The organism is Bacillus sp. BHET2, assembly GCF_005938125.1.
Classification (GTDB): Bacteria; Bacillota; Bacilli; order Bacillales; family Bacillaceae_B; genus Rossellomorea.
Window position 1 is genome coordinate 127,321 of sequence record NZ_VCQN01000002.1, and the last position, 24,868, is coordinate 152,188.

Here is a 24,868-nt window from a genome sequence, read left to right on the forward strand (position 1 = left end):
ATCTACCAACTCCGTTCTGAGTTATTCGCCTTTAAAGGCCTTTTTTACTTTGTCAAAAAAGCTTTCATGCTGCTCATCAGGGATCTGACCGCTGATATCCGCAAATTCTCTCAATAATTGCTTTTGCTTATCGGTTAGTTTGGATGGAGTAACTACCTTAACCTGTACATGCTGGTCACCGGTACCGTATCCTCGTACATTCGGTACCCCTTTGCCTTTCAAACGGAACCTTGTACTAGTTTGCGTTCCTGCTGGCACCTTCAGTTTCACTTTGCCGTGTAAGGTCGGAACTTCAATCTCATCACCTAATGCAGCCTGAGCAAACGTCACTGGCATTTCACAATAAATATCATCTCCGTTACGCTCAAAGAAATCATGTGAGCGTACATGGAAGACAACGTACAGGTCGCCGGCAGGTCCGCCATTGATACCTGGTTCACCTTGACCTGTTACACGAAGTTGCTGTCCATCATCGATACCAGCCGGTATTTTCACAGCGATTTTACGGCGCTTCTGCACTTTCCCTGCTCCGCCACATGTTGAACATTTATCCTTGATTTCTTTACCTGTACCGTTACAGTAGTGACAAACCCTTCTGTTCACGACGCGGCCAAATGGTGTATTCTGTTCTACATTCAATTGACCGGATCCATTACAGTGAGAACATGTATTGACTTTTGTTCCAGGCTTCGCCCCTGAACCGTGGCAAGTGTCACATTCTTCTTCTCTCGGAATCTCAATTTCTGTGTCTTTTCCAAACACCGCTTCTTCAAATGTCAGAGACATCGTATACTGAAGGTCAGCGCCTTGTCTAGGAGCATTTGGATCTCTTCTACGACCTCCGCCGCCACCGAAGAATGTATTGAAGATGTCTTCAAATCCACCGAAACCGCCGCCACCAAAGTCTCCGCCTCCGCCGAAACCTTGGTTAGGGTCCGTATGTCCGAAACGATCATATTGAGAACGTTTCTGATCATCACTCAATACTTCGTAGGCTTCCGATATTTCTTTGAATTTCTCATCTGCATCCGCTTCTTTATTAATATCAGGATGATATTTTTTGGAGAGCTTGCGGTATGCTTTTTTCATTTCGTCTTTTGAGGCATCTTTTCCGACACCTAGAATCTCATAATAGTCCCGTTTACTCATTAAAACACCACTCCCGAATCCTTTGCATAAAGGTTATTTTAACATTGAGCTTTCACTATTATCAATAAAAACTCAACATTCCTTCTAATTGATTATGATTGTTAGATGAATGAACCATTGAAGTTTCACTCAATCATAGAAAAAGTCAAAGCCAAGAACCGCCCTGACTTTGACTTTTTCGTTCAATCTAGATTATTTCTTATCATCGTTCACTTCTTCGTATTCAGCATCCACTACATCGTCGTCTTTTGAAGCTTCTCCTTCTGCGCCTTGAGCTGCTTGCGCTTCCGCTTGAGCTTGCTCATATAGCTTCATGGTTAAGCTTTGAACGATTTCTTGTAATGCATCTTTCTTTTCACGGATAAGCTCTAAATCATCTTTCTCGATTGCTTCTTTTAATTCAGCTTTCGCATCTTCCGCTTTTTTCACTTCATCTTCTTCTACTTTGCCTTCAAGATCTTTTAACGTTTTCTCCGTTTGGAATACAAGTTGGTCGGCTTCGTTACGAAGTTCGACTTCCTCTTTACGTTGTTTATCCGCATCGGCATTTTCTTCGGCTTCTTTCACCATGCGTTCTACTTCATCATCTGAAAGACCAGTCGAAGATTTGATTGTGATGTTTTGCTCTTTACCTGTACCAAGGTCTTTCGCACTTACATTCACGATACCATTTTTATCAATATCGAATTTCACTTCGATTTGTGGCACGCCACGTGGTGCTGGCGGAATGTCCGCTAATTGGAAACGTCCAAGTGTTTTGTTGTCAGCAGCCATTGGGCGCTCACCTTGTAACACATGGATATCAACAGCTGTTTGGTTATCAGCAGCGGTTGAGAAAGTTTGTGATTTAGATGTTGGGATCGTCGTATTACGTTCGATCAGTTTTGTTGAAACGCCACCCATTGTTTCAATACCAAGTGATAGTGGTGTAACGTCAAGTAAGACAACATCTTTAACGTCTCCGGTTAAAACTCCACCTTGAATCGCTGCACCCATCGCTACAACTTCATCAGGGTTAACACCTTTAGAAGGTTCTTTACCTGTTTCTTTTCTGATCGCATCTTGTACTGCAGGGATACGTGTTGATCCACCAACAAGAATGATCTTATCGATTTCACTTGCCGAAAGTCCGGCATCTTTCATTGCTTGACGAGTTGGTCCCATCGTACGCTCTACAAGGTCTGAAGAGATTTCGTCGAATTTAGCTCTAGAAAGCGTTACTTCTAAGTGAAGAGGGCCCGCTTCTCCAGCTGTGATGAATGGAAGTGAGATTTGAGTTGACGTAACCCCTGATAAATCCTTCTTCGCTTTCTCAGCAGCGTCTTTAAGACGTTGAAGAGCCATTTTATCTTTAGAAAGGTCGATACCATTCTCTTTTTTGAATTCTGCTACAAGGTAATCGATGATTACTTGGTCAAAGTCGTCTCCGCCAAGACGGTTGTCACCGGCTGTAGAACGTACTTCGAATACACCGTCACCAAGCTCAAGGATAGATACGTCAAATGTACCGCCACCAAGGTCATAAACAAGGATTGTTTGGTCTTGATCCATTTTATCTAGTCCATATGCAAGAGCAGCCGCTGTTGGTTCGTTGATGATACGCTCAACTTCAAGACCGGCAATTTTACCAGCGTCCTTTGTTGCTTGACGTTCTGCATCATTGAAGTAAGCAGGTACTGTGATGACCGCTTTTTCAACTTTTTCTCCAAGATAGTCTTCTGCATATGATTTTAAGTGTTGAAGAATCATAGCTGAAATTTCTTGTGGAGTGTATTCTTTTCCTTCAGCTTCTACTTTGTGAGCTGTTCCCATGTGACGTTTCACTGAGATGATCGTGTTAGGATTTGTGATTGCTTGACGCTTCGCAACTTCCCCTACTTGCTTTTCTCCATTTTTAAACGCGACAACTGAAGGCGTTGTGCGATTTCCTTCTGCATTTGCAATAACCTTTGGTTCTCCACCTTCAAGTACTGATACACATGAGTTTGTTGTACCTAAGTCAATACCGATAATTTTACTCATAGTAAGAAACCTCCCTATTTTGTATATGTAATGTTTTTATTGATTGACCTTCACCATGGAAGGACGAATGACTCTATCTTTAAGTTTGTATCCTTTTTGGAATTCTTCAACAACGACATTGCTATCGAAGTTTTCATCTTCCGTCTGCATAACAGCTTGATGCAAATGAGGATCAAACTCTTGACCTACCGCGTCAATTGGTTCTACTCCCTCTTTCTTAAGGGCATCAACCAGACTTCTGTGAACCATTTCCATTCCTTGAAGCAATTGTTTCGTTTGCTCACTTTCAGCTTCTATATTTAAAGCACGCTCGAAATTATCAAGTGCTGGCAATAGTTCGGCAATTAGTCCTTGAGCACGATATTTCTCCTTCGCTTCATTTTCCACATTTATACGTCGGCGGAAATTATCGAAATCGGCTCTTAAGCGAAGATACCGATTTTCAGACTCATTCAGCTTTTCCTCTAATTGTGAAAGCTCATCTGATTCTTGTTGCTCTTCTTTACCTTCTTCAGCTTGAGGTTCTTCAGCGAACACTTCTTCTACTACTTCGTCGTTTTCCTCTTTCGCTTCACGCTGTTCTTGTTTTGTTTCTTCAGACATAACATTCACCTCCTTAAAATTCTTGACTGCCTTACCTACCAAACTTACGAACATTGTAAGGCACCGGAAAAATCTATTTCCGGACCTTATTTTCCTTTATACAATATGTCCACTAATCTTCACTTTGATACAGTTTCGTCAGGACCTTGGACATATCATTTGAAAAGAAATTAAGTAAACTTACGACACGGGAATACTCCATGCGGGTAGGCCCGATAATCGCAATGGAACCTAATTGCTCTTTACCAATAGTATAGGTAGCGGTTATGAGACTACAATTCTCCATAGCGAGATGATCGTTTTCTTTCCCAATCTTTATGTTCAACCCTGTAGCCGACGGACGAATCAAGTTATAGATGCTTTCTTCCTGTTCAATCATTTCAAGAAGCATCCGCACCTTGTGCACGTCATTAAACTCAGGTTGATTCAGGATATTGGTCTTCCCGCCAAAGAACAGCTTATCCGTGACCGTTGGATTAAAGGAGTCCGTAATGGAGTGCAGGATAAAATCATAATTCTGAATATGCTCTTTGAGTAACAAAGCAACTTCCTTAAAGATCTTATCGTGTAACTCACTGATTGGAACACCTGCCAAGCGGTCATTTAAAATGCGCACGAGCTTTTCAAGCTCAACTGCATCCATCGTAGGAGGGATATGGAACAGTTTATTTTCAACATGTCCGTTATCCGTCACGATAATAGCAATCGCTGTATCTTTATTCAGAGGAATCAGTTGAATTTTCTTCAGCTTGTTTTCCTTTAAATCCGGGCCTAATACAATCGTCGTGTAATTAGTCAGCTCGGAAAGAATCTTTGCCGACTTCTGAACCACTTTCTCCAACTCATACATCCGTTCTGTAAAGATGGAACGTAGTGCATGAACATCATTTTTCTTTAACTTCTGAGGAGAGAGCATGTGATCCACATAATAACGATAACCCTTTTCGGACGGAACACGCCCAGAGGATGTATGTGTTTTTTCAATAAAACCCAATTCCTCCAAATCAGCCATTTCATTTCGAATCGTAGCTGAGCTGAAGGAGATCTCATCCTTCTTGGACAAGCTTCTCGAACCAACCGGCTGAGCCGATAGAATGAAATCATCTATGATCACTTGAAGAATTAGAAGTTGTCGATCTGTTAACAACATCATCACCCCTGTTAGCACTCTCTTAGAACGAGTGCTAAATCTAATTAATAAATTATCAAATCAGAAAAGGGATGTCAATATATTAGATTACACCGAGAAAAGATTGAAACACTTCGTTTCCAAGAAAACGCCCCTGTTTCGTAAGTGAAACCCTGTCAATGCTTACATCAAGCAGTTTTCTTTTCTCCATTTCTTCGAGAGACGGACCGAAGACAGACTCGATGGTGCAGCCAAATTTCTGTTGGAAGACGGTTTTACTAACTCCTTCTACCTTGCGCAATCCGAGAAACATTTCTTCTTCCATCATTTCTGCTTTCGTCACTTCATGCCTCTGAATCGTCGGCAGTGAATCTTCTGCAATCGGGTCCATATATTTTTTAAGCGGACCATAGTTGGAGTAACGTACTCCGTTTATATATCCGTGAGCACCTGCTCCTAAACCATAATATTCATTATTGTCCCAATAAACGAGGTTATGTTTGCTTTCATAGCCCTGTTTCGCAAAATTACTGATCTCATATTGATTGACCCCATATTTCTCCATCGTTTCTATCAGAATCTCGTACATAGCCGCTTCCTGATCTTGAGAAGGCAAAGCAAGCTTTCCTTTTCTCATTAAGTTATAGAAAACTGTTTTCGGCTCAACGATCAGTGAATATGCCGAGTAATGAGGAAGATCAAGGTCTAGCGCCTTCTTTAGTGTATCCTGGAAGTCTTCCTCTGTTTGCCTTGGAAGACTATAAATCAGGTCGATACTAATATTCGAGAAACCTACTTTTTGAGCTGTTTCCACTGAAGAATACACATCTTCACTTTTATGAGTCCGGCCGATTCCTTTCAGGAGCTCGTCATTGAATGACTGAACACCGAAGCTCAAACGATTCACACCATGGTCCCTTAACACCTTAAGTTTATCCTCTGTCAGATCACCAGGATTCGCTTCAAACGTGAATTCGCCTTGATCAAAGGGTAGATGAGTGTTGATGGATTCGCATAATAGATCGAGCTGACTTGCATTCAACGAAGTAGGAGTACCTCCCCCTACAAAAATGGTATCCAAATTCCCCTTGGACTGTACTCGCTGCTTCATTTCATGGCCTAGGCTGATCAGGTATTCATTTACAGGCTGTCCTTCTAAGAAGACTTTATTGAAATCACAATAGTGGCAGATATGCTCGCAGAAAGGTATATGAATATAAGCTGATTTCACCAAGTTTATCCCTCCTTTTCGGGCATTCATAGAGAAAAGGGGGTAAGCAGTGCCTGTGTTGTACAAGCCACTTTCCCCCTTTATCATCAAGAACTTTATTTTTTATCCGTATCGTCCATTTTCAAGACGGCCATGAAGGCTTCTTGTGGAACTTCAACATTCCCAACGGACTTCATACGTTTTTTACCTTCTTTTTGTTTATCAAGAAGTTTACGTTTACGTGAAATATCTCCACCGTAACATTTTGCCAGAACGTTTTTACGAATGGCTTTAATCGTCGATCTTGCGACAATTTTCTGCCCAATCGCTGCCTGGACAGGTACTTCAAATTGTTGTCTAGGAATTAATTGCTTTAACTTCTCTACAATGAGTTTCCCTCGCTCATAAGCAAAATCACGGTGAACGATAAAGCTCAGGGCATCGACATTTTCAGCGTTTAAAAGAATATCCATTTTCACAAGCTGGGATTCTTTGTAACCGATCAGCTCATAATCGAATGAAGCGTACCCTTTCGTATTCGACTTCAATTGATCGAAGAAGTCATACACGATTTCAGCTAGAGGGATTTCATAAACGATATTCACTCGGGTATCATCCATATACTGCATGTCGATGAAGTTTCCACGTTTTCCTTGACAAAGCTCCATTACAGCACCGACGTAATCGTTCGGAACCATGATCGTTGCTTTTACATAAGGCTCTTCTACATGATCCACTTTTTGCGGATCAGGCATCATGGAAGGGTTATCGACTTTCACTTCTTCACCATCTGTTAATTTAACATGATATATAACACTTGGTGCTGTCGTTATCAGGTCGATTTTGAATTCACGTTCAATCCGTTCCTGTATAATCTCCATATGAAGAAGTCCCAAGAATCCACAACGGAATCCAAATCCTAACGCTTGGGATGTTTCCGGCTCATATTGAAGTGCTGAGTCATTCAACTCAAGTCTCTCCAGAGCTTCCCTCAAATCATTATAACGGTTAGAGTCAATTGGATATAAACCACAATAGACCATTGGGTTTAAACGGCGGTAACCTGGTAAAGCTTTTTCTGCAGGATTTTTCGCAAGAGTGATGGTATCCCCTACGCGGGTGTCTCCCACATTCTTGATCGCTGCTGTTAAGTACCCAACATCCCCGACCGTTAATTCTTTTTGTCCCGTCGCTTTCGGAGTGAAGACACCAATTTCAGTCACTTCAAACTCTTTCCCGGTTGCCATCATCCGAACTTTATCTCCTACTTTGACGCTACCTTCCATTACACGAATGTAAGCAACGACTCCTCTATAGGAATCATACAAAGAATCAAAGATCAAGGCTTTTAACGGTGCATCAGGATCTCCTTGTGGAGCAGGTACCTTCTCAACGACTTGCTCGAGGATGTCTTCAATCCCGATACCAGCTTTTGCTGATGCAAGGACCGCTTCCGAAGCATCAAGACCGATGACATCTTCGACTTCTTGACGGACCCGCTCAGGATCAGCCGCAGGAAGGTCGATTTTGTTGATAACCGGCAGTATTTCCAGGTCGTTATCCAGGGCTAGGTACACGTTCGCCAACGTCTGGGCTTCAATTCCTTGAGCAGCATCCACAACAAGGACGGCTCCTTCACAAGCAGCTAAACTACGTGATACTTCGTATGTAAAGTCTACGTGCCCTGGTGTATCAATCAAGTGGAAGATGTACTCTTTTCCATCCTTGGCTTGATACTTTAATTGCACAGAATTTAATTTAATTGTGATTCCACGTTCTCTTTCCAGATCCATCGAATCTAGTAATTGCTCTTTCATTTCACGGGCCGTCAGTGCTTTCGTTTTCTCTAAAATACGATCAGCTAGGGTAGATTTCCCATGATCTATATGAGCAATAATTGAAAAGTTTCTAATTCTTGTTTGTCTTTCTAATTTCTCTTCACGGTTCATTATACGTTCAACTCCTGTTATTTCCACACATATACACTATTTTGAATTATAGCAGTAGACTATCTATTATTCAATGTAAACTAAAGTGTTATAAGGTAATTACCCTTTTTCAGCGTTATGCCGTTCTTGATAAGGAGTATATTGAAGAAGAGGAGACCAGTTTACTGTTACTCTCTGTCAAAAAATCTCTTTAGCACACACTCATGAACAGAACCTTCGCACCTCCTAAGTTAGAAAACAACAATCTTTGCGAAAACAGCGTTATGAAAAGAATCTTTGTATTGTATTAGATTAACGATGCGATAAAGTCCACTAGTTTGTTGGTAATACTTTCAATTGTGTCTGCAAGTACTTTCCCGATTGAGGAAAAGACGTTAAAGGCTTTCATCTCTTCTAATTTCTCTTTCTTTTCAATTAGGGTTTTGGACTCTACCTGATTACCGAGAATGGACGCCTCGACATTCCCATCCTCATTTTGGGTCACACCAACGGGGGGAGTGAAATGTTGCTCTTCATGCCCCTTCATTTCCACAATCCCTTGATTCGCGTATTGCATACCAATCAGAACCCCAATAAATAGTGCTGAAAGTAGAAAGGTGCATTTAAAAAAGAATTTTGTCATGGTTTCATTCATCCTTTTTATTACTGACTTACAGCAGGAATCACAGGTAGATGGTCCACTTTTTCTGCCTGCCAGTAGTAATCAGCGAATACTTCAGCGAAAGCCCCCGCCGTTCTCTCTAATTCCTCAAACGTATTATCCACTCCACCAAACTCCACCAGCATGGCATTACCGGAAAGATCCTGATTGAATTTTCCGTTTGTTCCGCTTCCCTTTTTCGCAATCACACCACGTGATATTCCTTTATATTTTGATTCGAGTAATCGATGGAGCTCCGTTGCCACTTTTAGGTTTTGTTCATAATTCGGGTGCTCTTCCCCTACGACAAAAGCGAGCTTTGCATACGTATTTCCATTAATCGTTCCGGTTGTTACGTCTCTTCTTTGTGAATCCCGGTGAATGTCAACCAGATACAATAAGTCTTTATTACTGGTCATAGCTGCTTGTACCAAAGGTCTCGATTCTTGATAGGCCGACCAGTAATCCAATCCTTTAGTGTTTAAATTCTGGATCACATCGGTTTTATCGATGCTCGTTCCGATACCCAATTCATCTAGATGCTGCTTCACCATGTCCCCAACCTTGGTTACATTGATCTTTGAGTGCATGGCTGAATCCGGATTGGTTACCCCGTCAAGGTATGGCAAATAGGATTCGCGGGTGTGGGTGAAGTATAGATGCACTGTCTTTTTATTCCCAGTGGACAAAGGAGGTGCCACGTCTCCACTTTTCTGATCCGATTCTTTAAGGTTTTCGACATTTTTCAGGGGTGCCTCATTTCCTGCGTCAAGAGCTTCAGGGGGCGGGACTGACTCGATCGGCATATTGGTAAAGTCCGTCCCCTCACCAGCTACCAGAATATCCCCATCGAAAATCGAGAATCCCGGTAATTCCCGTCCTAAGAAGCTTCGGGGATCTTCAAAGCTTATATTCGTAGCCACCTGGAAGAGAATTGAAGACATACTCGGTAAAGCCCGCTCTTCTTCAGTCAAAATCGTATTAAACGACCGGTTTTCTAATGCGAGGAGTTTATATAAAGTCTCACCTTTCATTTGGGAAGCTGCTTGATTCAAAGAATTTGAGGTAATTCTGTACTCCGGGTTCAAGGAAGTGAGAATACCGGTTATAGAAAAAATCGAGAGCAGCCCTGCAACGAAGATCAACATCCCTTTCAGTATCGTTGACATATTAATCGCGACAACATAGTTCGACGCTTTAGATGATCTCATTCTCCCACCCTTTCGTTTCTCTACTCTAGTACAACCTATGACAATGCTAGAGATAGTAGAACTATATTTAGTAGTCATTATGCGGTTTTTGATGGAAAGTTAAACGGGGGAGTCTATTATTATTTTAAGAGTCGGGTGTTGTAATACCTTTATGGTGAAGGTTTGCCCACGCTTCAAGTGCCCACTAGCAATATTGATTCCATGGGAGAATATTAGGGGTTAATTTGGGGATAGCAGGCGTTTTTTGAAAAAGCAGGGGTGATGGGATTCACTAAAGATAGATTATATGGTGTTACCTTCTTCACAATTAGGATTATATGGTTTACCTGTCTTCTTATCGGCGAAATTTATTATTTATCGGCGATTTTTTCATTTTAACGGCGAAATTTTGATTATAACGGCGATTTTCCAGATTTAACGGCGAAACGTCTTCCGAATACCACCAGATTACCTTCCACACTTCTATCGGAAGCCAAAAACGCCTCAAGGTGGTTGTCCCCCTCAAGGCGTATTGATTATTTTCAATCATCTCGTCTGATACCCGGTATTTTCCTGATCCACCGCTTCATGCAACGCCGCATTGAGGCCGCTTGCGATAAGATTGGCCATATCTTCCATGAATACATCTACTTCCTTCGGGGTAACCATCAGGTTGTGACCGATAGGAGCCAGGACTTCATGAATCAGTTTTCGCTTTTCCTGATCTTCAAGTGTTCCGACAATTCCCATATAGGTTTGACGATGCTGTTCTTCTGGAAGATCTTCCTCGGTTAGTTTCCTTCTTTCACCGAAGCTTAACCCCGCCGGAGCAAGCGATCTTGAAGGGCGGTCGCCTTCTCTCATCTCTTTACCAAAATGTTTCAAAAGAAAATCAACAGTATCGCTGACGATTGTTACAGCATCAAGGACGGTGGGAACGCCGATGGCAATGACCGGAACGCCTAATGTTTCCTGATCCAATCCTTTTCTCTTATTCCCTACTCCGGATCCAGGGTGTATGCCAGTGTCAGATATCTGGATGGTTGAGTTGACTCGTTCAATGGACCTGGATGCCAGTGCGTCGATGGCGATGATAAAGTCGGGCTTTGATTTCTCCACTACCCCAAATATGATATCGCTAGTTTCAATCCCAGTCAGTCCCATCACACCTGGAACAAGTGCACTTACCGGGCGATACCCTTCTTGGACAGATTCAGGTTGAAGTTCAAATAGATGTCTGGTTACAATGATATCTTCACAAACCCGGGGACCTAATGAATCGGGAGTCACATTCCAATTTCCGAGCCCAACAATTAAGCAACTTGCGTTTTTATTGATATTGTTATGAATCAAAAATTGGTTAAATTCAGTAGCAAATACTTTTTCAACTCTTTGTTGCAGCTCTGTATCTTCTTCACGGATACCGTGCGCCTCGATAGTTAAGTAGTTGCCAGGCTTCTTACCGATCTTTTCTTCGCCTTCCGGTGTCACCGTGACGAGGGAAATTTTCACCCCGTCTTCTTCTCTTTCTTTAATCATGACACCTTGTATGGACGACGTATCTTCCGCTTTATCACTTACCACCATTTCTCTTGCTTCAACGGCAAGATCGGTTCGCACGGAATATTTACTTAAATCGATTTCTTCTTTTTTCATTTCGACTCTACCTCCAAGCTTGGGATCTAATTCAGTATTTTTTAGGTTTACCTTTTTGGTTTAGGTTCATTCACTCGTTTAATTTCACTCCATAGTATTGCAAAATCACTGTTCGTTTGATAAAATATCATTTGTTCTTATTGTTTAGGAATTTAAATCGAGTCACATAGAATCTCGATCCTTTTATAGGAGGTGACAGGAATGCCAAATATCAAATCAGCTATCAAACGCGTAAAAACTAGCAACGAGCGTAATGCTCAAAACGCTGCAGTTAAATCAACAATGCGTACTGCTATCAAGAAAGCAGAAGCAGCAGCAACCAACAGCGCTGATAACGCTAAAGATTTAGTAACAGAAGCGGTACGTCAATTAGACAAAGCAGCTCAAAAAGGTCTTATCCACAAAAACGCTGCGGATCGTCAAAAGTCTCGCTTAATGAAAAAAGCAAACTAATAAAAAAAACCACCGAGCCAATTGGCCCGGTGGTTTTTTTTGCTCAATGCTTTATTTGGTCACAATATCAATCTCATCGATTCATTAAGTGAAGCTTTGATCATGTAGTTTAAAAAGAAACATTTCAATCATCAGTTCTTTTTTGATTTTCCCTGTTTTGATTTCATAATCTCCCTGTGAAAGCAACTCGATGATATAAGCAAGTTGTTTATCGTTGAAATGCTTGGCCTGTCCTGCTGCCAGCTTTACCCGGAAAGGGTGCACCTTTAAGGTTGAAGCAACCTTTTGCTGTCCATATCCTCTTCGCGTAAGCTCCTTTACCCCATAAATGAGACGGAATTGTCCTGCAAGAATCGATAATACTTTTAACGGTTCTTCGTTTTGCTTAAGAAGGTCATAATATATCCTTAGTGCTTCATCTATTCTTCTGTGGACGACTTTGTCCACCAATGTGAAAATATTCTGTTCCAGAGACCGCGCCGTTAATTTCTCGACTACTTCCACGTCGATTCTATTGGTATCACTCGCATATAAGGACAGTTTATCCAATTCTTGTGTGAGCATCATCAGATTTGTCCCTGCGAGAGTGAGCAATAATTCGATGGCATCTTCATCAATTTGAACACTATTACTAGCAGCACGCTCCCGTACCCATGATTTTAATTCATTCTCATTCAGCTTTTTGGCCTCGACTACTTCTGCTAGTTTCTTCAACGATTTCGTGATTTTCTTACGCTCGTCCAGTTTTTCGTAATTCGCCGTAATGACCATTATCGTGTAGGGAGCAGGGGATTGTATGTATTGCTCGAAGCGTTTAATATTATGTTCTACCTTTTCTTTTGTTTTTTCGGCTGTCAGAAAAACAGGATTCTGGATTATGACAACCCTTCTTTCTCCCATGAAGGGAAAAGTCTCTGCATCTTCAATCGCTACTTCCACAGGTGTTTCCTCCAGATCATAGCTAGAAAAATTAAAATCCATTTCTTCTTCTGTAATCGCGCTGGTAACGATTCTTTGTTTCGTTTCATTAATAATAAATGACTCATTTCCGTAAACTAAATATATAGATGCGAATTGAGATTTCTCTATTTTTTTCCAAATATCAATAACCAAGTCAGCACTCTCCAGTAATTCTTTCTCTACTCTATGGTAAGAAAGCTTTTCGGTTTTGACAAGGGGTAAAGGGGATATCCCTCATATAGGACACCCCCTATATCTATATTAACGCTAACGGAAAAGACCTAGGAACCTTATCCGTCAAGCGGTATTTCCTTTGTACTAATAGTGTCACCTGTGCGTGGAGAACTTATGGGTGACAACTCTTGTCAGTAAAGGAAAAAGTAATGTGAAGTATAGATTTTTTTTAAACGTTGTTCTATACTAGAATAGAAATAGGAGGGGTAGTTGTGAACCAATTTGAAAAGAATGTACAATCAAAAAGAAATGATGCAGTAGACTCAGGCGTTGGCTTCGGTGTTTCTTTTGGATTCTTTGCTATAATTTTCATTATTGCAACAGTTATCAAATTGATTGGCTCTTAATGAAAGATAGGAGGCAGACCTTAAAGTTTCCGGTTTCTTCAATTTCCATATATGGTACTGGTATTGAGCGAGTATCATAAAGATGGTTTGAAGACGCCCGACTCTTTGTGATAGGTCTGCCCCTTTTTCATTAGCGCTTCATTTGGTTTGTTCTACATCCTATGGGAGATGGGCAGAAAACGTTCCTTTTTTCTCCCTAAATCGATAGGTGATTGCCCCATCCTTCGCCGTGTTATAAATCGTCATACCTCTTTCACTTAATCGTTCCAAAACGTTTGGATGAGGGTGCCCAAATCGATTGGATTCTCCAGCAGAGATAACCGCCATGGAGGGATTCGTATCTTCAAGAAACGCTTCCGTTGTACTCGTATTGCTGCCATGGTGCCCAACTTTCAACACATCTACCGGCAGATCGAACGTTTCAATGAATGCTCTTTCACCCTGCTCCTCGAGATCCCCTGTAAATAACCATTTCAGTCTACCGATTTCCCCATATATTACAATCGAGTCGTTGTTCCCTTCATATACTCTATCCTGTGGAGAAACAATATGTAACCCATACTTATCACCCCGCCAATTGTTTGGGTACATAACTTCTTTCACCGGAATTCTTTTCCTTTGAGCCATCCCCACAATTTTCTTCACTTCCACCTTCTCCTGGCTATTTGGACTGATCATTACTTCTCTCACTTTCATTTCCCTCAATACCGCTTCAGCCCCACCAATATGGTCCATATCCCCGTGGGTAAGGACCAATGTGTCAATGGTGGTGATTCCTTTACTTTTTAAGAACGGGACTACGATGTCTTCTCCTACAGAAAAGGGCTCATTTCTTTCCTCCCATTTTTCCTTTTTAAACTGCACTTCACCTCCCGTATCAATCAGGTAAGTCCCTCGATTATAAGGCAGTCTAATTAACGTGGCGTCACCCTGACCTACATCGATAAAAACAATTTCTCCGTATGGATTATAAGTGATAACTGTCATGTGAAACACGATATAAAGAAGCAGGAATCCAAAAGAAGAAATGGTTTTCTTTTTTTCGACTCCAACAAACACAATGTAAATAATGAGAAGGTACCCTAGCGTAAAAAGAAATGGCGGTTTCCCGATCACCAGGGTGCAAAAAGGAACCGAAGCGAGTAAGGAAGAGACTTCTTGAATACCATCAAGCAAAAATTGATAAATAACAAATAACGAATCCATGGATAAATAAGATGTAAGGAAAAAGGTAAGTATGCATAGTGGGAGGATGATGACGGAAAAGAGCGGAACATAGAGAAGATTGGTGAGAAATCCGATCAAAGGAAATTCATAGAAATGATAGATCACAATGGGGAGGGAGGATAACTGGGCAACGAAGGTTACCATAAACAATTGCCTGATGGAGGAAGATTCATTTAATATAGCTCCTGAGGACATGACAAGGGAAAAACTAACCATGAACGAAAGCTGAAAGCCAACATTGAAAACAGAGTAGGGTTCGTATAAGACAATGAAGAGAAACACAAGGGATAAGCTATCGATCACGCTTACATTTAGAGCTGCTTTTTTACCCAGAAGCAGAACAACCAACATGATGGAGGACCGAATTACAGAGGGAGATGCACCGGTCAATACAATGTAACAGAGAAGAAAAATAATTCCTACCCACGAAGCCATTCCCTTCGTCATACCGATCCTTAATAGGAAATAATACAAAACAGCGAATAGAATTCCAACGTGAAGACCTGAAATTGCGAGTAAATGAACAACTCCGAGATCCCTGAATGCTTTCATACTATCCTGTGCAACCCTGTGGGTTTCCCCAAAAATCAGCGCCTGGGTCACACCGACCGTTGTCGGCGGAAAAGTCCGTTCAATTCTCTTCAACCCATGATAGCGCATATGTGTCAGAGTATGTTTCCACGTACTTTTATCCACGCATTCCCCAAAGTCCTTTACATCAAGTATCCAAAAAACACCTCGTTGGGACAAATAGTTTTGATAATCAAACAAGTTCGGGTTCTTCCCCTGCTTTGGTTCTCCCAGTTCCCCTCTTACCCGACATAAATCCCCGGGCTGAATTTCTTGAAATTGCCCCTTCTCTACCTCCGATGTGAAGGAATAGCGAAGCAGGACTCTCTCACCCTGTACATTAACGAGAGAAACAAAGGATTTCCCATCAATGGTCGGAATTTCCTCTACATATACGGAATAGGGGCTTGGTCTAGGTTCTACAGAAAGGGTTGTATGGTGATTCTTTTCTTGAAAAGTAGCGTTGAAGAACGAAAGCGACAGGAAGAAGCAAGAAAGCATAAGAACGGTGCGGGACATTTTTCGGAGGAATAGAGATAAGAGTAGAAGGGAAAGGACGACAGCACCCCATTGAAAATGAAGCGCTAGTAACGTCCCGGATAGTATGGATAACGCCAAATAGAAGCAAATCCCCCTATTCATCAAACAGTTTTATGTATTCCTGCTCGTAATAATGGAGCTTCTCTTTTGCAACACCTTGATTTCTCAAATCTTCGATCAATTGAATCATCAAGGAAGCTTTTTCTCTGTGTTTCACGTCGATGCTGTTTTCCTGAAACGGTACTTTTTCCACCTGGACATTTGCCTTTTCGAATAGTTCGATGGCGTATGGATGATTTTTATAATCTTTTGCATAATAGACCGTCTTGATTCCTGCCTGAATAAGTGCCTTGCAGCACTGCAGGCAAGGAAAGTGAGTTACATAAATATCTGCATTCTCTGTCCCCACGCCGAACTTGGAACATTGAAGCAAGGCATTCATTTCAGCGTGAATGGTCCTCACGCAATGATTATCGATCACATAGCATCCTTCATCTATACAATGGTCTCCACCGGCTATGGAGCCATTGTAGCCCCCTGCTATGATTCGTTTATCCCGAACGATGGTAGCGCCCACTGCGAGCCTCGTGCATGTACTGCGCAATGCAAGGAGCTGACTTTGAGCCATGAAATATTGATGCCAAGCGATTCGTTCCATTCTCATTCTCCCCTCTGTGCTTTACGGTTTATTTTTTGATGCTTGTATAAGTGTATAAAGATTTCCTGCGTTTCGTCAATTCATTGGACGAAAATATGTTCTTTTAATTTTTCGAACGTTTTTTCACCGATTCCTGAAATGTTTTGAATATCTTCTATGGAAGCGAACGGACCATTTTCTTCCCTGTATTGGACAAAGGTTGCCGCTTTGGCCGGTCCAATTCCAGGAAGCGTTTCAAATTCCTCCTGAGTGGCTGTATTGATATTGAGCTTACTATTTGCATTGTTGCTCTCAGATGTCGGAAAAGGTGTCAGCAATTCTGGATGTGTTTCGACCTCACCTACCTTTGGTACATAGATCATCATTTCATCTATCACCTTTACGGCCAGGTTCATCACTTTCTCATCCGCTGCTTCTGTAAATCCCCCAGCTCTGTCAATCACAAATTTCAACCGGTCTCCTTTCCTCACTTCATACAATCCCGGCTTAGCCACCTCTCCCTTAACGTCAACATATACTCTTTCAGGCTCTTTCACTTGTTCAGGCTCCACTACCTCTTCTTCCACTGATGCCGCCGTGAAGGAAGGTTCCTCAACAGGAGAACCGGAAGCATTTTTCAATATAAATGCAATCAGGAGGGCTACACAAATGACAAAGATAACAAGAACTGATCTATACTTTTCGATTATGGACTGCACGTGAAATCACCTCTAATGGAATATTCATTGAAAGGAATTCATAAGTTTTAGGAGAGAGTGTCATAGAAGGAGGGCTGCACATGAAAATAGGTATCATTGGAACCGGAAACATGGGGAAAATCATAATTGAAGCTCTCATTGAATCAAAGGCGATTGCTCCTTCGCATCTTCATATTACAAATCGATCATTAAATAAAGCAGAGGCAATACAAGAAAAATGTCCCACTATAAATGTGATGGGTTCAAACGAAGAAGTAATTGAGGCGTCTGATTTGATCTTCCTGTGTGTGAAACCCCATGATGTATATGATGTCATTATGGAGAATAAGAATGGCTTCTCAGAGGATAAATGCGCAGTGTCGATAACGAGTCCAGTAAGTGTAGATCAGTTAGAGTCGTTATTATCCAGTTCTTGCGCACGTTTTATTCCAAGTATAACCAACCGTGCACTTAGCGGAGTGTCCCTTTTAACTTATGGTAGTCATTGTTCAGATAAATGGAGGCGGGAATTAACGAGCCTTGTTGAGCATATTTCTACCCCTGTTGTGATTGATGAGAATGTGACCAGGGTGGCTTCTGACATAGTCAGCTGCGGACCTGCTTTTTTCAGTTATGTGACTCAACGATTTATTGACGCTGCTGTGGAAGTAACCGAAATAGATAGTGAAACGGCTACCGTTCTGGCATCTGAAATGCTCGTTGGCCTTGGGGACTTATTAAAGAAAAAGATTTACACATTACCGACACTTCAAGAGAAAGTTTGTGTGAAAGGCGGAGTCACCGGAATCGGAATCTCAGTGATGGAAAGAGAATTAGGAGATGTATTCGAGAAGTTATTTGAAGGCACACAGGAAAAATTCGTGGATGATATTGAAGGAACGAAATCACAATTTGGAGTCTAGAGAGACTCCTTTTTTTATATTCGACATAAGTTGATCTTTTCCTTCTTTTATCTATCGTTTTCTTTGTTACCATCTAACTAAATGTCCGAAATCAAACAATCAAAAAAGCCGGATCATTCTCTTTTCAGAGAGGATCCGGCTTTTTTTATTTCTTCTTACATGCAAAGAATATTCTCTCACTCTGGTCTGAGGGAGATTCTTCTGTAAAGTCCGCAGTGATATTCAACACATCGAATCCGCTACTTGTTAACCATTCCTTTAATGTCAGAATAGGGTAGGTGCGTTGTTTGTGCAGTTCTTCCACTCTTTCATACTGCCTTGTCTCTTCATCTTTCACGAAAAAAGTCAGTTCGTGCTCAACACTATTCGGAACATCCCCAGGGAAGCAATCCCAAATGTATGAAACCTGTTCATCCGAAAGGGTAAAGGTTTGGTTGATGAAGATTTGAGTCATTTTAAAAATCGAGTGCACGTCGAACAGAAATAGACCATCCTGTTTCAGATGAGCAAATACACTATTAAACGTATTCTTTACGTCTTGTTCAGCTTCAAGGTAATTCAAAGAATCACAAAAAATGGTAATAATATCGTATTCTCCAAGGGAATCAAGCTCTGACATGTCCTGTTGGAATAAGTGAATCTTTTCATTCAGGGCAGAAGCCTTTTCCTGAGCGATCATGAGCATGTCTTGAGATAAATCAACACCGGTGACATCATAACCCTCCACTGCAAGCTTTAGCGTTAATTCACCTGTTCCACAAGCGATGTCAAGGACCTTGTTCCCTTGAATCGAATAGTCTGCTGCCTGTTTGTTTACATACTTCAACCAGCCGTCATATGGGACGTCCTGCATTAAATAATCATATACATAAGCAAAACGTTCATAACTCATTTAGCTGTTCTCACCTTGTCCAACCTCGACAAATGATGCATCTCCCCACAGGCGTTCAAGATTATAATAGCCTCTTTCATCTTTATGGAACACGTGAGCGACTACATCTCCTAGGTCAACTAAAATCCAGCGTGCTTGATCAAAGCCTTCCAAGCGTTTGACCGTGTACCCTTTTTCCTCTGCTGAATCCTTTAATTCGCGGGCAATTGCCTGTACCTGTTTGTCTGAGTTCCCGTGACAAATCAGAAAATAATCACTAATTAAAGAAACACCTTTCATATCTAATACAACAATATCTTCAGCTCGTTTATCATCAGCGGCTTTATACGCTAATTCTACTAAGTTTTGTTCCATTCCTTCATCTCCTCTGGTTGATTATTAATCCGTTATAAAAACGGAATGTATCTGGATAAATCGCTTGATCTTTTTTCAAAAGAAAGGTTATCGTGTTTTGAAGGGATTTAATGAGCGCCAGGTCCAATGATTCTTTAGAAAGCTCCCTTACTTCTTCTACTCCAGGGAATTGACGATTTGGCTCAATATAATCGGCTAGATAAATCACCTTATCAAGAGTGGTCATCTCCTCTTTTCCTGAAGTATGAAAGCGAATGGCATTTAAGATGTCCTCATCTTCAATTCCTACCTCTCGCTGTACAAGCATTGCCCCAACTGGCGCATGCCATAGCTCGCTATTATACACCAAAAGGTCCTGAGGCAAATTCTCTCCGATGATGATTCTTTCCATTTCCTTTTTATCACGAAATTTAGCATAGTCATGGAAAATTGCCGCAATTTCTGCCTTTTTTTCATCGGCACCATATCGTTTCGCAAGCTCTATGCTCGTTTCCATCACACCACATGTGTGAACGTAGCGATGATTCGTTAAATGTTCCTTCACGATTTCCAAAGCTTTTTCTCTATTCATACAACCCCTCCTTCTTAATGAATCGATACACATCATCTGGAACTAAATAGCGGACAGATTGTCCCTTTTTCACTGTATCGCGAATGTAAGAAGAAGAAAGATCTATGTTTGGCACTTCTACCAATTGCACATCAAACGGAGTCTCATGAGCATAGGTCGGCCGATTCACCCCGATGAACTTCACCATCTTCTGAAGTTCTTCGATCCTATGCCATTTCGGAAGATACTCAATCATATCTCCGCCTATAATGAATGAAAATTCGGTAGTCTCTTCCCTCTCCATCAATAGCTTGATGGTATCATAAGTATAGGAGGCACCCGCTCTTTCCAGCTCGATCTGTTCCAGGGAAAACCGGGGGTGACCCTTGATCGCTTTTTGAAGCATAACGACCCGTTGATTCACCGAAACACGTTCATCGGCTTGTTTATGAGGCGGCACATGATTAGGAAGAAAGCGAATTTCATCCAAACCTGCTTTCTCCAACACTTGCTCGGCAATGACCAAATGGCCCATATGAGGGGGATTGAATGTCCCCCCCAGGAGCCCTACCTTTTTCTTCATCGTATCAATCCTTATCGTGAACGTGGTAGGATTAGTTGCTTATTTTCTTTCGATTCCTTGTAGAGAACGATTGTATTTCCAATTACTTGCACAACTTCCGCCCCGACACCTTTGGATAGCTGATCAGCCACATCGGACTTATCCATATCGCAATTTTGAAGAATGCTAATTTTCATTAACTCTCTTATTTCAATTGCTTCTCCGATGGTTTTAATCATATTATCATTCACTCCGCCTTTTCCTACTTGGAAGACTGGATTTAAATGATGGGCTTCTGAACGTAAAAATCTTTTTTGTTTACCTGTTAACATGTTAACCTCCTAATTGTTGTAAAACAGTGTTTTTCATTATTGAATAGGAAGGAAAGGTTCCTGTCCATTTTTCAAATGAGAGTGCTCCTTGATAAACGAACATATCAAGTCCATTTTGAGTACGTGCACCTTTCTCTTCCGCCTGCTTCAGTATTGATGTTTCCAAAGGGTTATAGATAATATCACTAACGATGCTTCCCGGTTTTAATTGTTTAATCGTTAATGGACTGTCTTCTATATGAGGAAACATCCCGATCGATGTCGTCTGAATGATAACGTCATAATGGTGCAAATTGGTTTCAGCTTCTTCTAGAGCAAGGAAAGCCGAATTTAACGCAAACGGACACGATGCTATCATCTTTTCAGCTCTCTCTGCCGTTCTGTTCGTTACATCTATCCTTTTCACGCCAAGTGACGCCAGGGAATAATAAATGGCTCTCGCTGCACCACCGGCGCCAATGACGAGCATTGCTTTCGTTTCAAGTTGATCATCGGCTATATTTTTTAGGCCTTCAACATAACCGAGGCCGTCTGTATTATACCCGATCAGTTTTCCATTTTCATTGACAATCGTATTGACCGCACCGATTGCTTCTGCTAAAGGATCGATTTCATCTAGAAGACCTATGACCTGTTCCTTATGAGGAACCGTCACATTCACCCCTTGGATCCCGAGGGCTTTGATTCCATGTATGGCTTGGGGAAGGTCTTCTTTCTTCACGTGAAATTTAACGTAAGTAGCTTCTACCCCACTCTCCTGGAAAGCACTAGTATGCATCAGGGGAGACATGGAGTGAGCAATCGGATCTCCTATAACACCATAAAGAGCCACAGGATCCCTCCTAAATTAATGATTTTCTCAAGAAGACACTTACGCCTTTTGGAACATGGGCAGCAATAGTGGCTCCAGCATCATTCACTGTAATCCATCCTAGCCCCGAGAAAACGATATCCGTTTTCGCCTCTTTTATCTTAAATTCATGCCTCACAAGAGGAGGGAATTCATCCATATCATCTTTCCTTGGCGGCTGCAACAGTTCACCTGCATGATTCTTATAGAGCTCATCTGCCTTTTCAATCTTCGTACGATGGATGGAAAGCTCATTTGAGAAGTAGCAAGTGAATGGTTGTCGTTCGCCAGCCATGAAATCAAAGCGTGCCAACCCACCGAAGAACAAAGTTTGTTCCATGTTCAACTGGAAGGTTCTCGGCTTGATTTCTTTTTTTGGAGTAATGAATTTCAAATCTTGTTTATCAACAAAATGAGCCATCTGATGATGATTAATGATTCCCGGCGTATCGATGAGCGATCCGTCATCATCTAACGGAATTTGAATCATATCAAGAGTGGTACCCGGAAAATGGGAAGTCGTAATGACATCTTGTTCTCCTGAGACATGTTTAATGATACGGTTAATGAACGTGGATTTCCCTACGTTCGTACAACCCACCACATAAACGTCCTTCCCATTTCGGTATTCTTCAATCGCTTCGATTGCTTCAGCAATCCCCTGACCTTTGGAAGCACTTACCAACTGAACATCAATTGGCTTTAAGCCTAGTTGGCTTGCTTCATGTTTCATCCAATGAATCAGTTTGGAAGGCTTTACCGACTTCGGAAGCAGATCCACTTTGTTCCCAATCAGAAGGATCGGATTAGAACCGACGAACCGATGCAATCCCGGAAGCCAGCTTCCATTAAAGTCAAAAATATCAACGACTTTAACAATCAAGCCTTCCGAGTTTCCAAGTTCATTTAATATTTTCAAGAAGTCATCATCTGTCAACGGCACATCCTGGACTTCATTATAGTGCTTTAATCTAAAACAGCGTTGACAAATAATCTCATCTTTTTGAAGAGCTGAAGGTGGTGCATACCCCATTCCTTCCTTATTTTCCGTCTGGATTTCAACGCCACAACCTATACATACAACTTGACTCACTTTTTATCCTCCCACTCAAGCATGCCTTTACGCTTGAAAAACTTCATAATTCTTCTTTCTACTTGACGATTGAACTTTGTCACAAACCCATCTGATTGAGCTACAGGTACCACAAGAATCGTATGGAAACCACTCCGATTCCCGCCTAAAACGTCTGTTAATAGCTGATCTCCTATGACAACGGCCTCTTCTCTCTTTACACTCATCTGCTCAATCGCCTTTTTGAAAGCACGTCCCATCGGCTTTCGAGCTTGAAATATAAACGGAACACCCAAAGGCTCAGCGAATGCTCCCACACGGCTTCTATTATTATTCGATACGATTGTCACAAGGATGCCTTGCTCCTGCATCCCTTTGAACCACTGAATTAACTTTGGAGTGGCATTTGGACGATCCCACTCAACTAACGTATTATCCAAGTCCGTAATAATCGCTTTAATTCCTTTTTCCTTTAAATGTTCTGGGGTGATACTAAAAATATCTTGAACCTGTTCATTCGGTAAAAACTGCTTAATCACTTGCTACACCTCAAATTTCCTTATCGATTATATAGATGAATGCCATCTTGTACCCTTACTTAATAGAGAGCTATCACATGTTTACGCACTTTAACTATAATATACCTTTACCTATATCAGATTAATGATAACCAATATTTCATACAGATTCAAAAAAAATCATATATATTCCGAAAAGATCACCATTATTCCTGATAAAAATAAATATTTTTCGACAAAATTCCATTTTTCATCAAGGTTGTGGATAACCTTATTCACATTATACAGAACAAAAATACCGCTTATTTACCAGTTATATACAAGTTAGTCACAACTTATCCACTACGAACTGTGGATAACGGAACGCTTGTTCTAAAAAAAAAATTTTGGTAAAGTTTAATTACTACTTAAAAACGTATGGACATGATGTATCGAAATAAAAAAAGATGTTTACTGGAGGTGGCCTTAATGAGGAAGTTATCGGACGAACTGTTGATAGATTCTTATTTCAAAGCGTTGGAGTTGAAACTCAATACAGAATTCATTCGCCTCATCGAAATGGAAATTCACCGTCGATCTCTTACTAATAAAATTAAAGCTACTTCGTAGAATACTAACATGAAATGGGACGGATTTATATAAAATCCGTCCTCTTTTTATACAAGGCAGTTCTAGGGTAGAACTCCGATACAAAAGAATGGAGTGATTTCCACTCCCCACACCAAATCAATCATCCCGTTACTCAGCCTTTATAATGAAATCTCCAATCGTTTCCCCTACCACTACATTTCTTGGTACTTCTTTATTTTCCGAGAATCGGAACGTATCTCTTTCGAACAGGAGGATCACCGTCGAGCCGAAGCTAAAATATGCGACTTCTTCTCCTTGCGACCATTCTTTTCGATCATGAGTATAATCAACGCTGTTGACAAACATTGCGCCTACTTTCACGACAGCTACTTTTCCTTTTTCAGCCTTTAGTTCCGTTATCGAGCGGAAATTCTTTGAAAGCGCCTCTCTACCATACCTTAACCCCAGCTCATTAACGGGGTAAGAATGCTGTCCAAGGGACCACCTGCCGAGAATAGTACCTGACAAAGGACTGTGTATGCGGTGATAATTTGCAGGGCTCAGATAAAACACGGCAAATTCCCCTCCGCTATAATCAAACGCCTTCTCTTCATTTCCAAGCATATCCAGAATGGAATAAGATTTTCCCTTTACCTCTATAATCAAATCATCAGAAATAATACCGGTACTTGCCATTAACCCGTCAACGGGACTAACCGCCTGTTTGTCGCTATAGTGTACGACTCTTGCATCACTTTTCAGTTTTCTAATAAAGAAGTCGTGCAAGGTGTTATAATCACCTGTCTGCCCAACTATTTCATCTACATTTATTTTGTAGGTTTTGATAAACGAAGAAATAAAGGGACGACTCAATCGAGATTGAACAAATTTTCTTATAAGATAAGACGACCACTTCTTGTTTGTTAGTTCAATAAATAGACGATAAATGGATTGCTTCATATTGTATCCCTCACAAATTTGTAAAAAACGATTAACTTTAACAGTTTAATAAGTATATAATAAAATATTAT

General features: G+C 41.2%; 26 protein-coding genes. 4 read left to right on the top strand and 22 right to left on the bottom strand.

Annotated elements, in window-relative coordinates; genetic code table 11:
* Positions 1-21: 21 nt before the first annotated feature.
* The 9 genes from dnaJ to gpr form a co-directional block, all read right to left on the bottom strand.
* Positions 22-1,149, bottom strand: coding sequence for a molecular chaperone DnaJ (gene dnaJ, locus FGG79_RS10300; RefSeq protein ID WP_138777977.1), 1,128 nt, complete (start codon positions 1,147-1,149; stop codon positions 22-24).
* A 192-nt stretch (positions 1,150-1,341) separates the two neighbouring features.
* Positions 1,342-3,171 (bottom strand): molecular chaperone DnaK, encoded by a 1,830-nt coding sequence (gene dnaK / locus FGG79_RS10305; RefSeq protein WP_138777979.1) that lies wholly within the window; start codon positions 3,169-3,171, stop codon positions 1,342-1,344.
* Between the two features lie 36 nt (positions 3,172-3,207).
* On the bottom strand, positions 3,208-3,774 hold the full coding sequence (grpE, locus tag FGG79_RS10310; RefSeq protein WP_138777981.1) for a nucleotide exchange factor GrpE: 567 nt from the start codon (positions 3,772-3,774) through the stop codon (positions 3,208-3,210).
* A gap of 112 nt (positions 3,775-3,886) precedes the next feature.
* Positions 3,887-4,921, bottom strand: coding sequence for a heat-inducible transcriptional repressor HrcA (hrcA, locus tag FGG79_RS10315; RefSeq protein WP_138777983.1), 1,035 nt, complete (start codon positions 4,919-4,921; stop codon positions 3,887-3,889).
* 85 nt (positions 4,922-5,006) lie between these two features.
* A complete protein-coding gene (gene hemW / locus FGG79_RS10320) occupies positions 5,007-6,164 on the bottom strand; it encodes a radical SAM family heme chaperone HemW (protein ID WP_138778844.1) in 1,158 nt (385 codons plus the stop codon).
* 65 nt (positions 6,165-6,229) lie between these two features.
* Positions 6,230-8,062 (bottom strand): translation elongation factor 4, encoded by a 1,833-nt coding sequence (gene lepA, locus FGG79_RS10325; RefSeq protein WP_481747274.1) that lies wholly within the window; start codon positions 8,060-8,062, stop codon positions 6,230-6,232.
* Positions 8,063-8,348: 286 nt separating this feature from the next.
* Complete coding sequence (locus tag FGG79_RS10330; RefSeq protein WP_240794252.1) at positions 8,349-8,684, bottom strand: DUF3679 domain-containing protein; 336 nt, start codon at positions 8,682-8,684, stop codon at positions 8,349-8,351.
* 20 nt (positions 8,685-8,704) lie between these two features.
* The gene (gene spoIIP, locus FGG79_RS10335) at positions 8,705-9,913 is read right to left on the bottom strand and encodes a stage II sporulation protein P (RefSeq protein ID WP_138777987.1); all 1,209 of its coding nucleotides are present in this window, start codon (positions 9,911-9,913) and stop codon (positions 8,705-8,707) included.
* A gap of 525 nt (positions 9,914-10,438) precedes the next feature.
* Positions 10,439-11,548: a GPR endopeptidase gene (gene gpr, locus FGG79_RS10340; protein WP_138777989.1), complete on the bottom strand. Its 1,110-nt coding sequence runs from the start codon at positions 11,546-11,548 to the stop codon at positions 10,439-10,441.
* A 201-nt stretch (positions 11,549-11,749) separates the two neighbouring features.
* Here gpr and rpsT point away from each other — a divergent pair, with 201 nt between their 5' ends.
* Positions 11,750-12,001: a 30S ribosomal protein S20 gene (gene rpsT / locus FGG79_RS10345; RefSeq protein ID WP_034757447.1), complete on the top strand. Its 252-nt coding sequence runs from the start codon at positions 11,750-11,752 to the stop codon at positions 11,999-12,001.
* 84 nt (positions 12,002-12,085) lie between these two features.
* On the opposite strand, the gene holA is transcribed toward rpsT, so the two are convergent.
* Positions 12,086-13,114, bottom strand: a complete 1,029-nt coding sequence (holA, locus tag FGG79_RS10350) for a DNA polymerase III subunit delta (RefSeq protein ID WP_138777991.1) — start codon at positions 13,112-13,114, stop codon at positions 12,086-12,088.
* A gap of 293 nt (positions 13,115-13,407) precedes the next feature.
* Here holA and FGG79_RS10355 point away from each other — a divergent pair, with 293 nt between their 5' ends.
* Positions 13,408-13,542, top strand: coding sequence for a YqzM family protein (locus FGG79_RS10355; RefSeq protein ID WP_138777993.1), 135 nt, complete (start codon positions 13,408-13,410; stop codon positions 13,540-13,542).
* Positions 13,543-13,701: 159 nt separating this feature from the next.
* Here the strand turns inward: FGG79_RS10355 and FGG79_RS10360 are convergent, their stop codons facing one another.
* From FGG79_RS10360 to FGG79_RS10370, 3 genes are all read right to left on the bottom strand, one after another.
* Positions 13,702-15,957 (bottom strand): DNA internalization-related competence protein ComEC/Rec2, encoded by a 2,256-nt coding sequence (locus FGG79_RS10360; RefSeq protein ID WP_171050887.1) that lies wholly within the window; start codon positions 15,955-15,957, stop codon positions 13,702-13,704.
* Positions 15,958-15,973: 16 nt separating this feature from the next.
* Complete coding sequence (locus tag FGG79_RS10365) at positions 15,974-16,537, bottom strand: ComE operon protein 2 (RefSeq protein ID WP_138777998.1); 564 nt, start codon at positions 16,535-16,537, stop codon at positions 15,974-15,976.
* An 80-nt stretch (positions 16,538-16,617) separates the two neighbouring features.
* Entirely contained in the window at positions 16,618-17,235 is a 618-nt protein-coding gene (locus tag FGG79_RS10370) for a helix-hairpin-helix domain-containing protein (RefSeq protein ID WP_138778000.1), read from the bottom strand.
* 80 nt (positions 17,236-17,315) lie between these two features.
* Between FGG79_RS10370 and comER the strand changes: the two genes are divergently transcribed.
* On the top strand, positions 17,316-18,137 hold the full coding sequence (gene comER / locus FGG79_RS10375; protein ID WP_138778002.1) for a late competence protein ComER: 822 nt from the start codon (positions 17,316-17,318) through the stop codon (positions 18,135-18,137).
* 145 nt (positions 18,138-18,282) lie between these two features.
* Here comER and FGG79_RS10380 read toward each other — a convergent pair whose 3' ends face one another.
* From FGG79_RS10380 to FGG79_RS10415, 8 genes are read right to left on the bottom strand one after another with little or no spacing between them, the layout of a single operon-like run.
* Positions 18,283-19,029 carry a class I SAM-dependent DNA methyltransferase gene (locus tag FGG79_RS10380; protein WP_138778004.1) on the bottom strand — a complete coding sequence of 249 codons (747 nt, stop codon included), beginning with the start codon at positions 19,027-19,029 and terminating at the stop codon, positions 18,283-18,285.
* Positions 19,030-19,383, bottom strand: coding sequence for a ribosome silencing factor (gene rsfS, locus FGG79_RS10385; RefSeq protein ID WP_138778006.1), 354 nt, complete (start codon positions 19,381-19,383; stop codon positions 19,030-19,032).
* 4 nt (positions 19,384-19,387) lie between these two features.
* A complete protein-coding gene (gene yqeK, locus FGG79_RS10390) occupies positions 19,388-19,954 on the bottom strand; it encodes a bis(5'-nucleosyl)-tetraphosphatase (symmetrical) YqeK (protein ID WP_138778008.1) in 567 nt (188 codons plus the stop codon).
* Positions 19,947-20,516: a nicotinate-nucleotide adenylyltransferase gene (locus tag FGG79_RS10395; protein ID WP_138778010.1), complete on the bottom strand. Its 570-nt coding sequence runs from the start codon at positions 20,514-20,516 to the stop codon at positions 19,947-19,949. The genes yqeK and FGG79_RS10395 overlap by 8 nt, the downstream gene beginning before the upstream one ends.
* An 11-nt stretch (positions 20,517-20,527) precedes the next feature.
* A complete protein-coding gene (yhbY, locus tag FGG79_RS10400; protein WP_138778012.1) occupies positions 20,528-20,827 on the bottom strand; it encodes a ribosome assembly RNA-binding protein YhbY in 300 nt (99 codons plus the stop codon).
* Position 20,828: 1 nt separating this feature from the next.
* Positions 20,829-21,659 carry a shikimate dehydrogenase gene (aroE, locus tag FGG79_RS10405; protein ID WP_276607962.1) on the bottom strand — a complete coding sequence of 277 codons (831 nt, stop codon included), beginning with the start codon at positions 21,657-21,659 and terminating at the stop codon, positions 20,829-20,831.
* Positions 21,660-21,669: 10 nt separating this feature from the next.
* The gene (yqeH, locus tag FGG79_RS10410; protein ID WP_138778014.1) at positions 21,670-22,770 is read right to left on the bottom strand and encodes a ribosome biogenesis GTPase YqeH; all 1,101 of its coding nucleotides are present in this window, start codon (positions 22,768-22,770) and stop codon (positions 21,670-21,672) included.
* Positions 22,767-23,288 carry a YqeG family HAD IIIA-type phosphatase gene (locus FGG79_RS10415; protein WP_138778016.1) on the bottom strand — a complete coding sequence of 174 codons (522 nt, stop codon included), beginning with the start codon at positions 23,286-23,288 and terminating at the stop codon, positions 22,767-22,769. Before FGG79_RS10415 ends, yqeH begins: the two co-directional genes overlap by 4 nt.
* Positions 23,289-23,735: 447 nt before the next feature.
* On the opposite strand from FGG79_RS10415, the gene sda reads away from it, so the two are divergent.
* Positions 23,736-23,876: a sporulation histidine kinase inhibitor Sda gene (gene sda, locus FGG79_RS10420; RefSeq protein ID WP_044339579.1), complete on the top strand. Its 141-nt coding sequence runs from the start codon at positions 23,736-23,738 to the stop codon at positions 23,874-23,876.
* Between the two features lie 129 nt (positions 23,877-24,005).
* On the opposite strand, the gene FGG79_RS10425 is transcribed toward sda, so the two are convergent.
* Complete coding sequence (locus FGG79_RS10425; protein WP_138778018.1) at positions 24,006-24,797, bottom strand: phosphatidylserine decarboxylase; 792 nt, start codon at positions 24,795-24,797, stop codon at positions 24,006-24,008.
* Positions 24,798-24,868 lie beyond the last annotated feature (71 nt).

Coding starts and splice junctions, on each gene's coding strand:
- dnaJ (WP_138777977.1), bottom strand. CDS start 1,149: ATGAGTAAACGGGACTATTATGAGATTCTAGGTGTCGGAAAAGATGCC.
- dnaK (WP_138777979.1), bottom strand. CDS start 3,171: ATGAGTAAAATTATCGGTATTGACTTAGGTACAACAAACTCATGTGTA.
- grpE (WP_138777981.1), bottom strand. CDS start 3,774: ATGTCTGAAGAAACAAAACAAGAACAGCGTGAAGCGAAAGAGGAAAAC.
- hemW (WP_138778844.1), bottom strand. CDS start 6,164: ATGAATGCCCGAAAAGGAGGGATAAACTTGGTGAAATCAGCTTATATT.
- lepA (WP_481747274.1), bottom strand. CDS start 8,062: ATGAACCGTGAAGAGAAATTAGAAAGACAAACAAGAATTAGAAACTTT.
- FGG79_RS10330 (WP_240794252.1), bottom strand. CDS start 8,684: ATGACAAAATTCTTTTTTAAATGCACCTTTCTACTTTCAGCACTATTT.
- spoIIP (WP_138777987.1), bottom strand. CDS start 9,913: ATGAGATCATCTAAAGCGTCGAACTATGTTGTCGCGATTAATATGTCA.
- gpr (WP_138777989.1), bottom strand. CDS start 11,548: ATGAAAAAAGAAGAAATCGATTTAAGTAAATATTCCGTGCGAACCGAT.
- rpsT (WP_034757447.1), top strand. CDS start 11,750: ATGCCAAATATCAAATCAGCTATCAAACGCGTAAAAACTAGCAACGAG.
- FGG79_RS10365 (WP_138777998.1), bottom strand. CDS start 16,537: ATGGAACGAATCGCTTGGCATCAATATTTCATGGCTCAAAGTCAGCTC.
- comER (WP_138778002.1), top strand. CDS start 17,316: ATGAAAATAGGTATCATTGGAACCGGAAACATGGGGAAAATCATAATT.
- FGG79_RS10380 (WP_138778004.1), bottom strand. CDS start 19,029: ATGAGTTATGAACGTTTTGCTTATGTATATGATTATTTAATGCAGGAC.
- rsfS (WP_138778006.1), bottom strand. CDS start 19,383: ATGGAACAAAACTTAGTAGAATTAGCGTATAAAGCCGCTGATGATAAA.
- yqeK (WP_138778008.1), bottom strand. CDS start 19,954: ATGAATAGAGAAAAAGCTTTGGAAATCGTGAAGGAACATTTAACGAAT.
- FGG79_RS10395 (WP_138778010.1), bottom strand. CDS start 20,516: ATGAAGAAAAAGGTAGGGCTCCTGGGGGGGACATTCAATCCCCCTCAT.
- yhbY (WP_138778012.1), bottom strand. CDS start 20,827: ATGTTAACAGGTAAACAAAAAAGATTTTTACGTTCAGAAGCCCATCAT.
- sda (WP_044339579.1), top strand. CDS start 23,736: ATGAGGAAGTTATCGGACGAACTGTTGATAGATTCTTATTTCAAAGCG.
- FGG79_RS10425 (WP_138778018.1), bottom strand. CDS start 24,797: ATGAAGCAATCCATTTATCGTCTATTTATTGAACTAACAAACAAGAAG.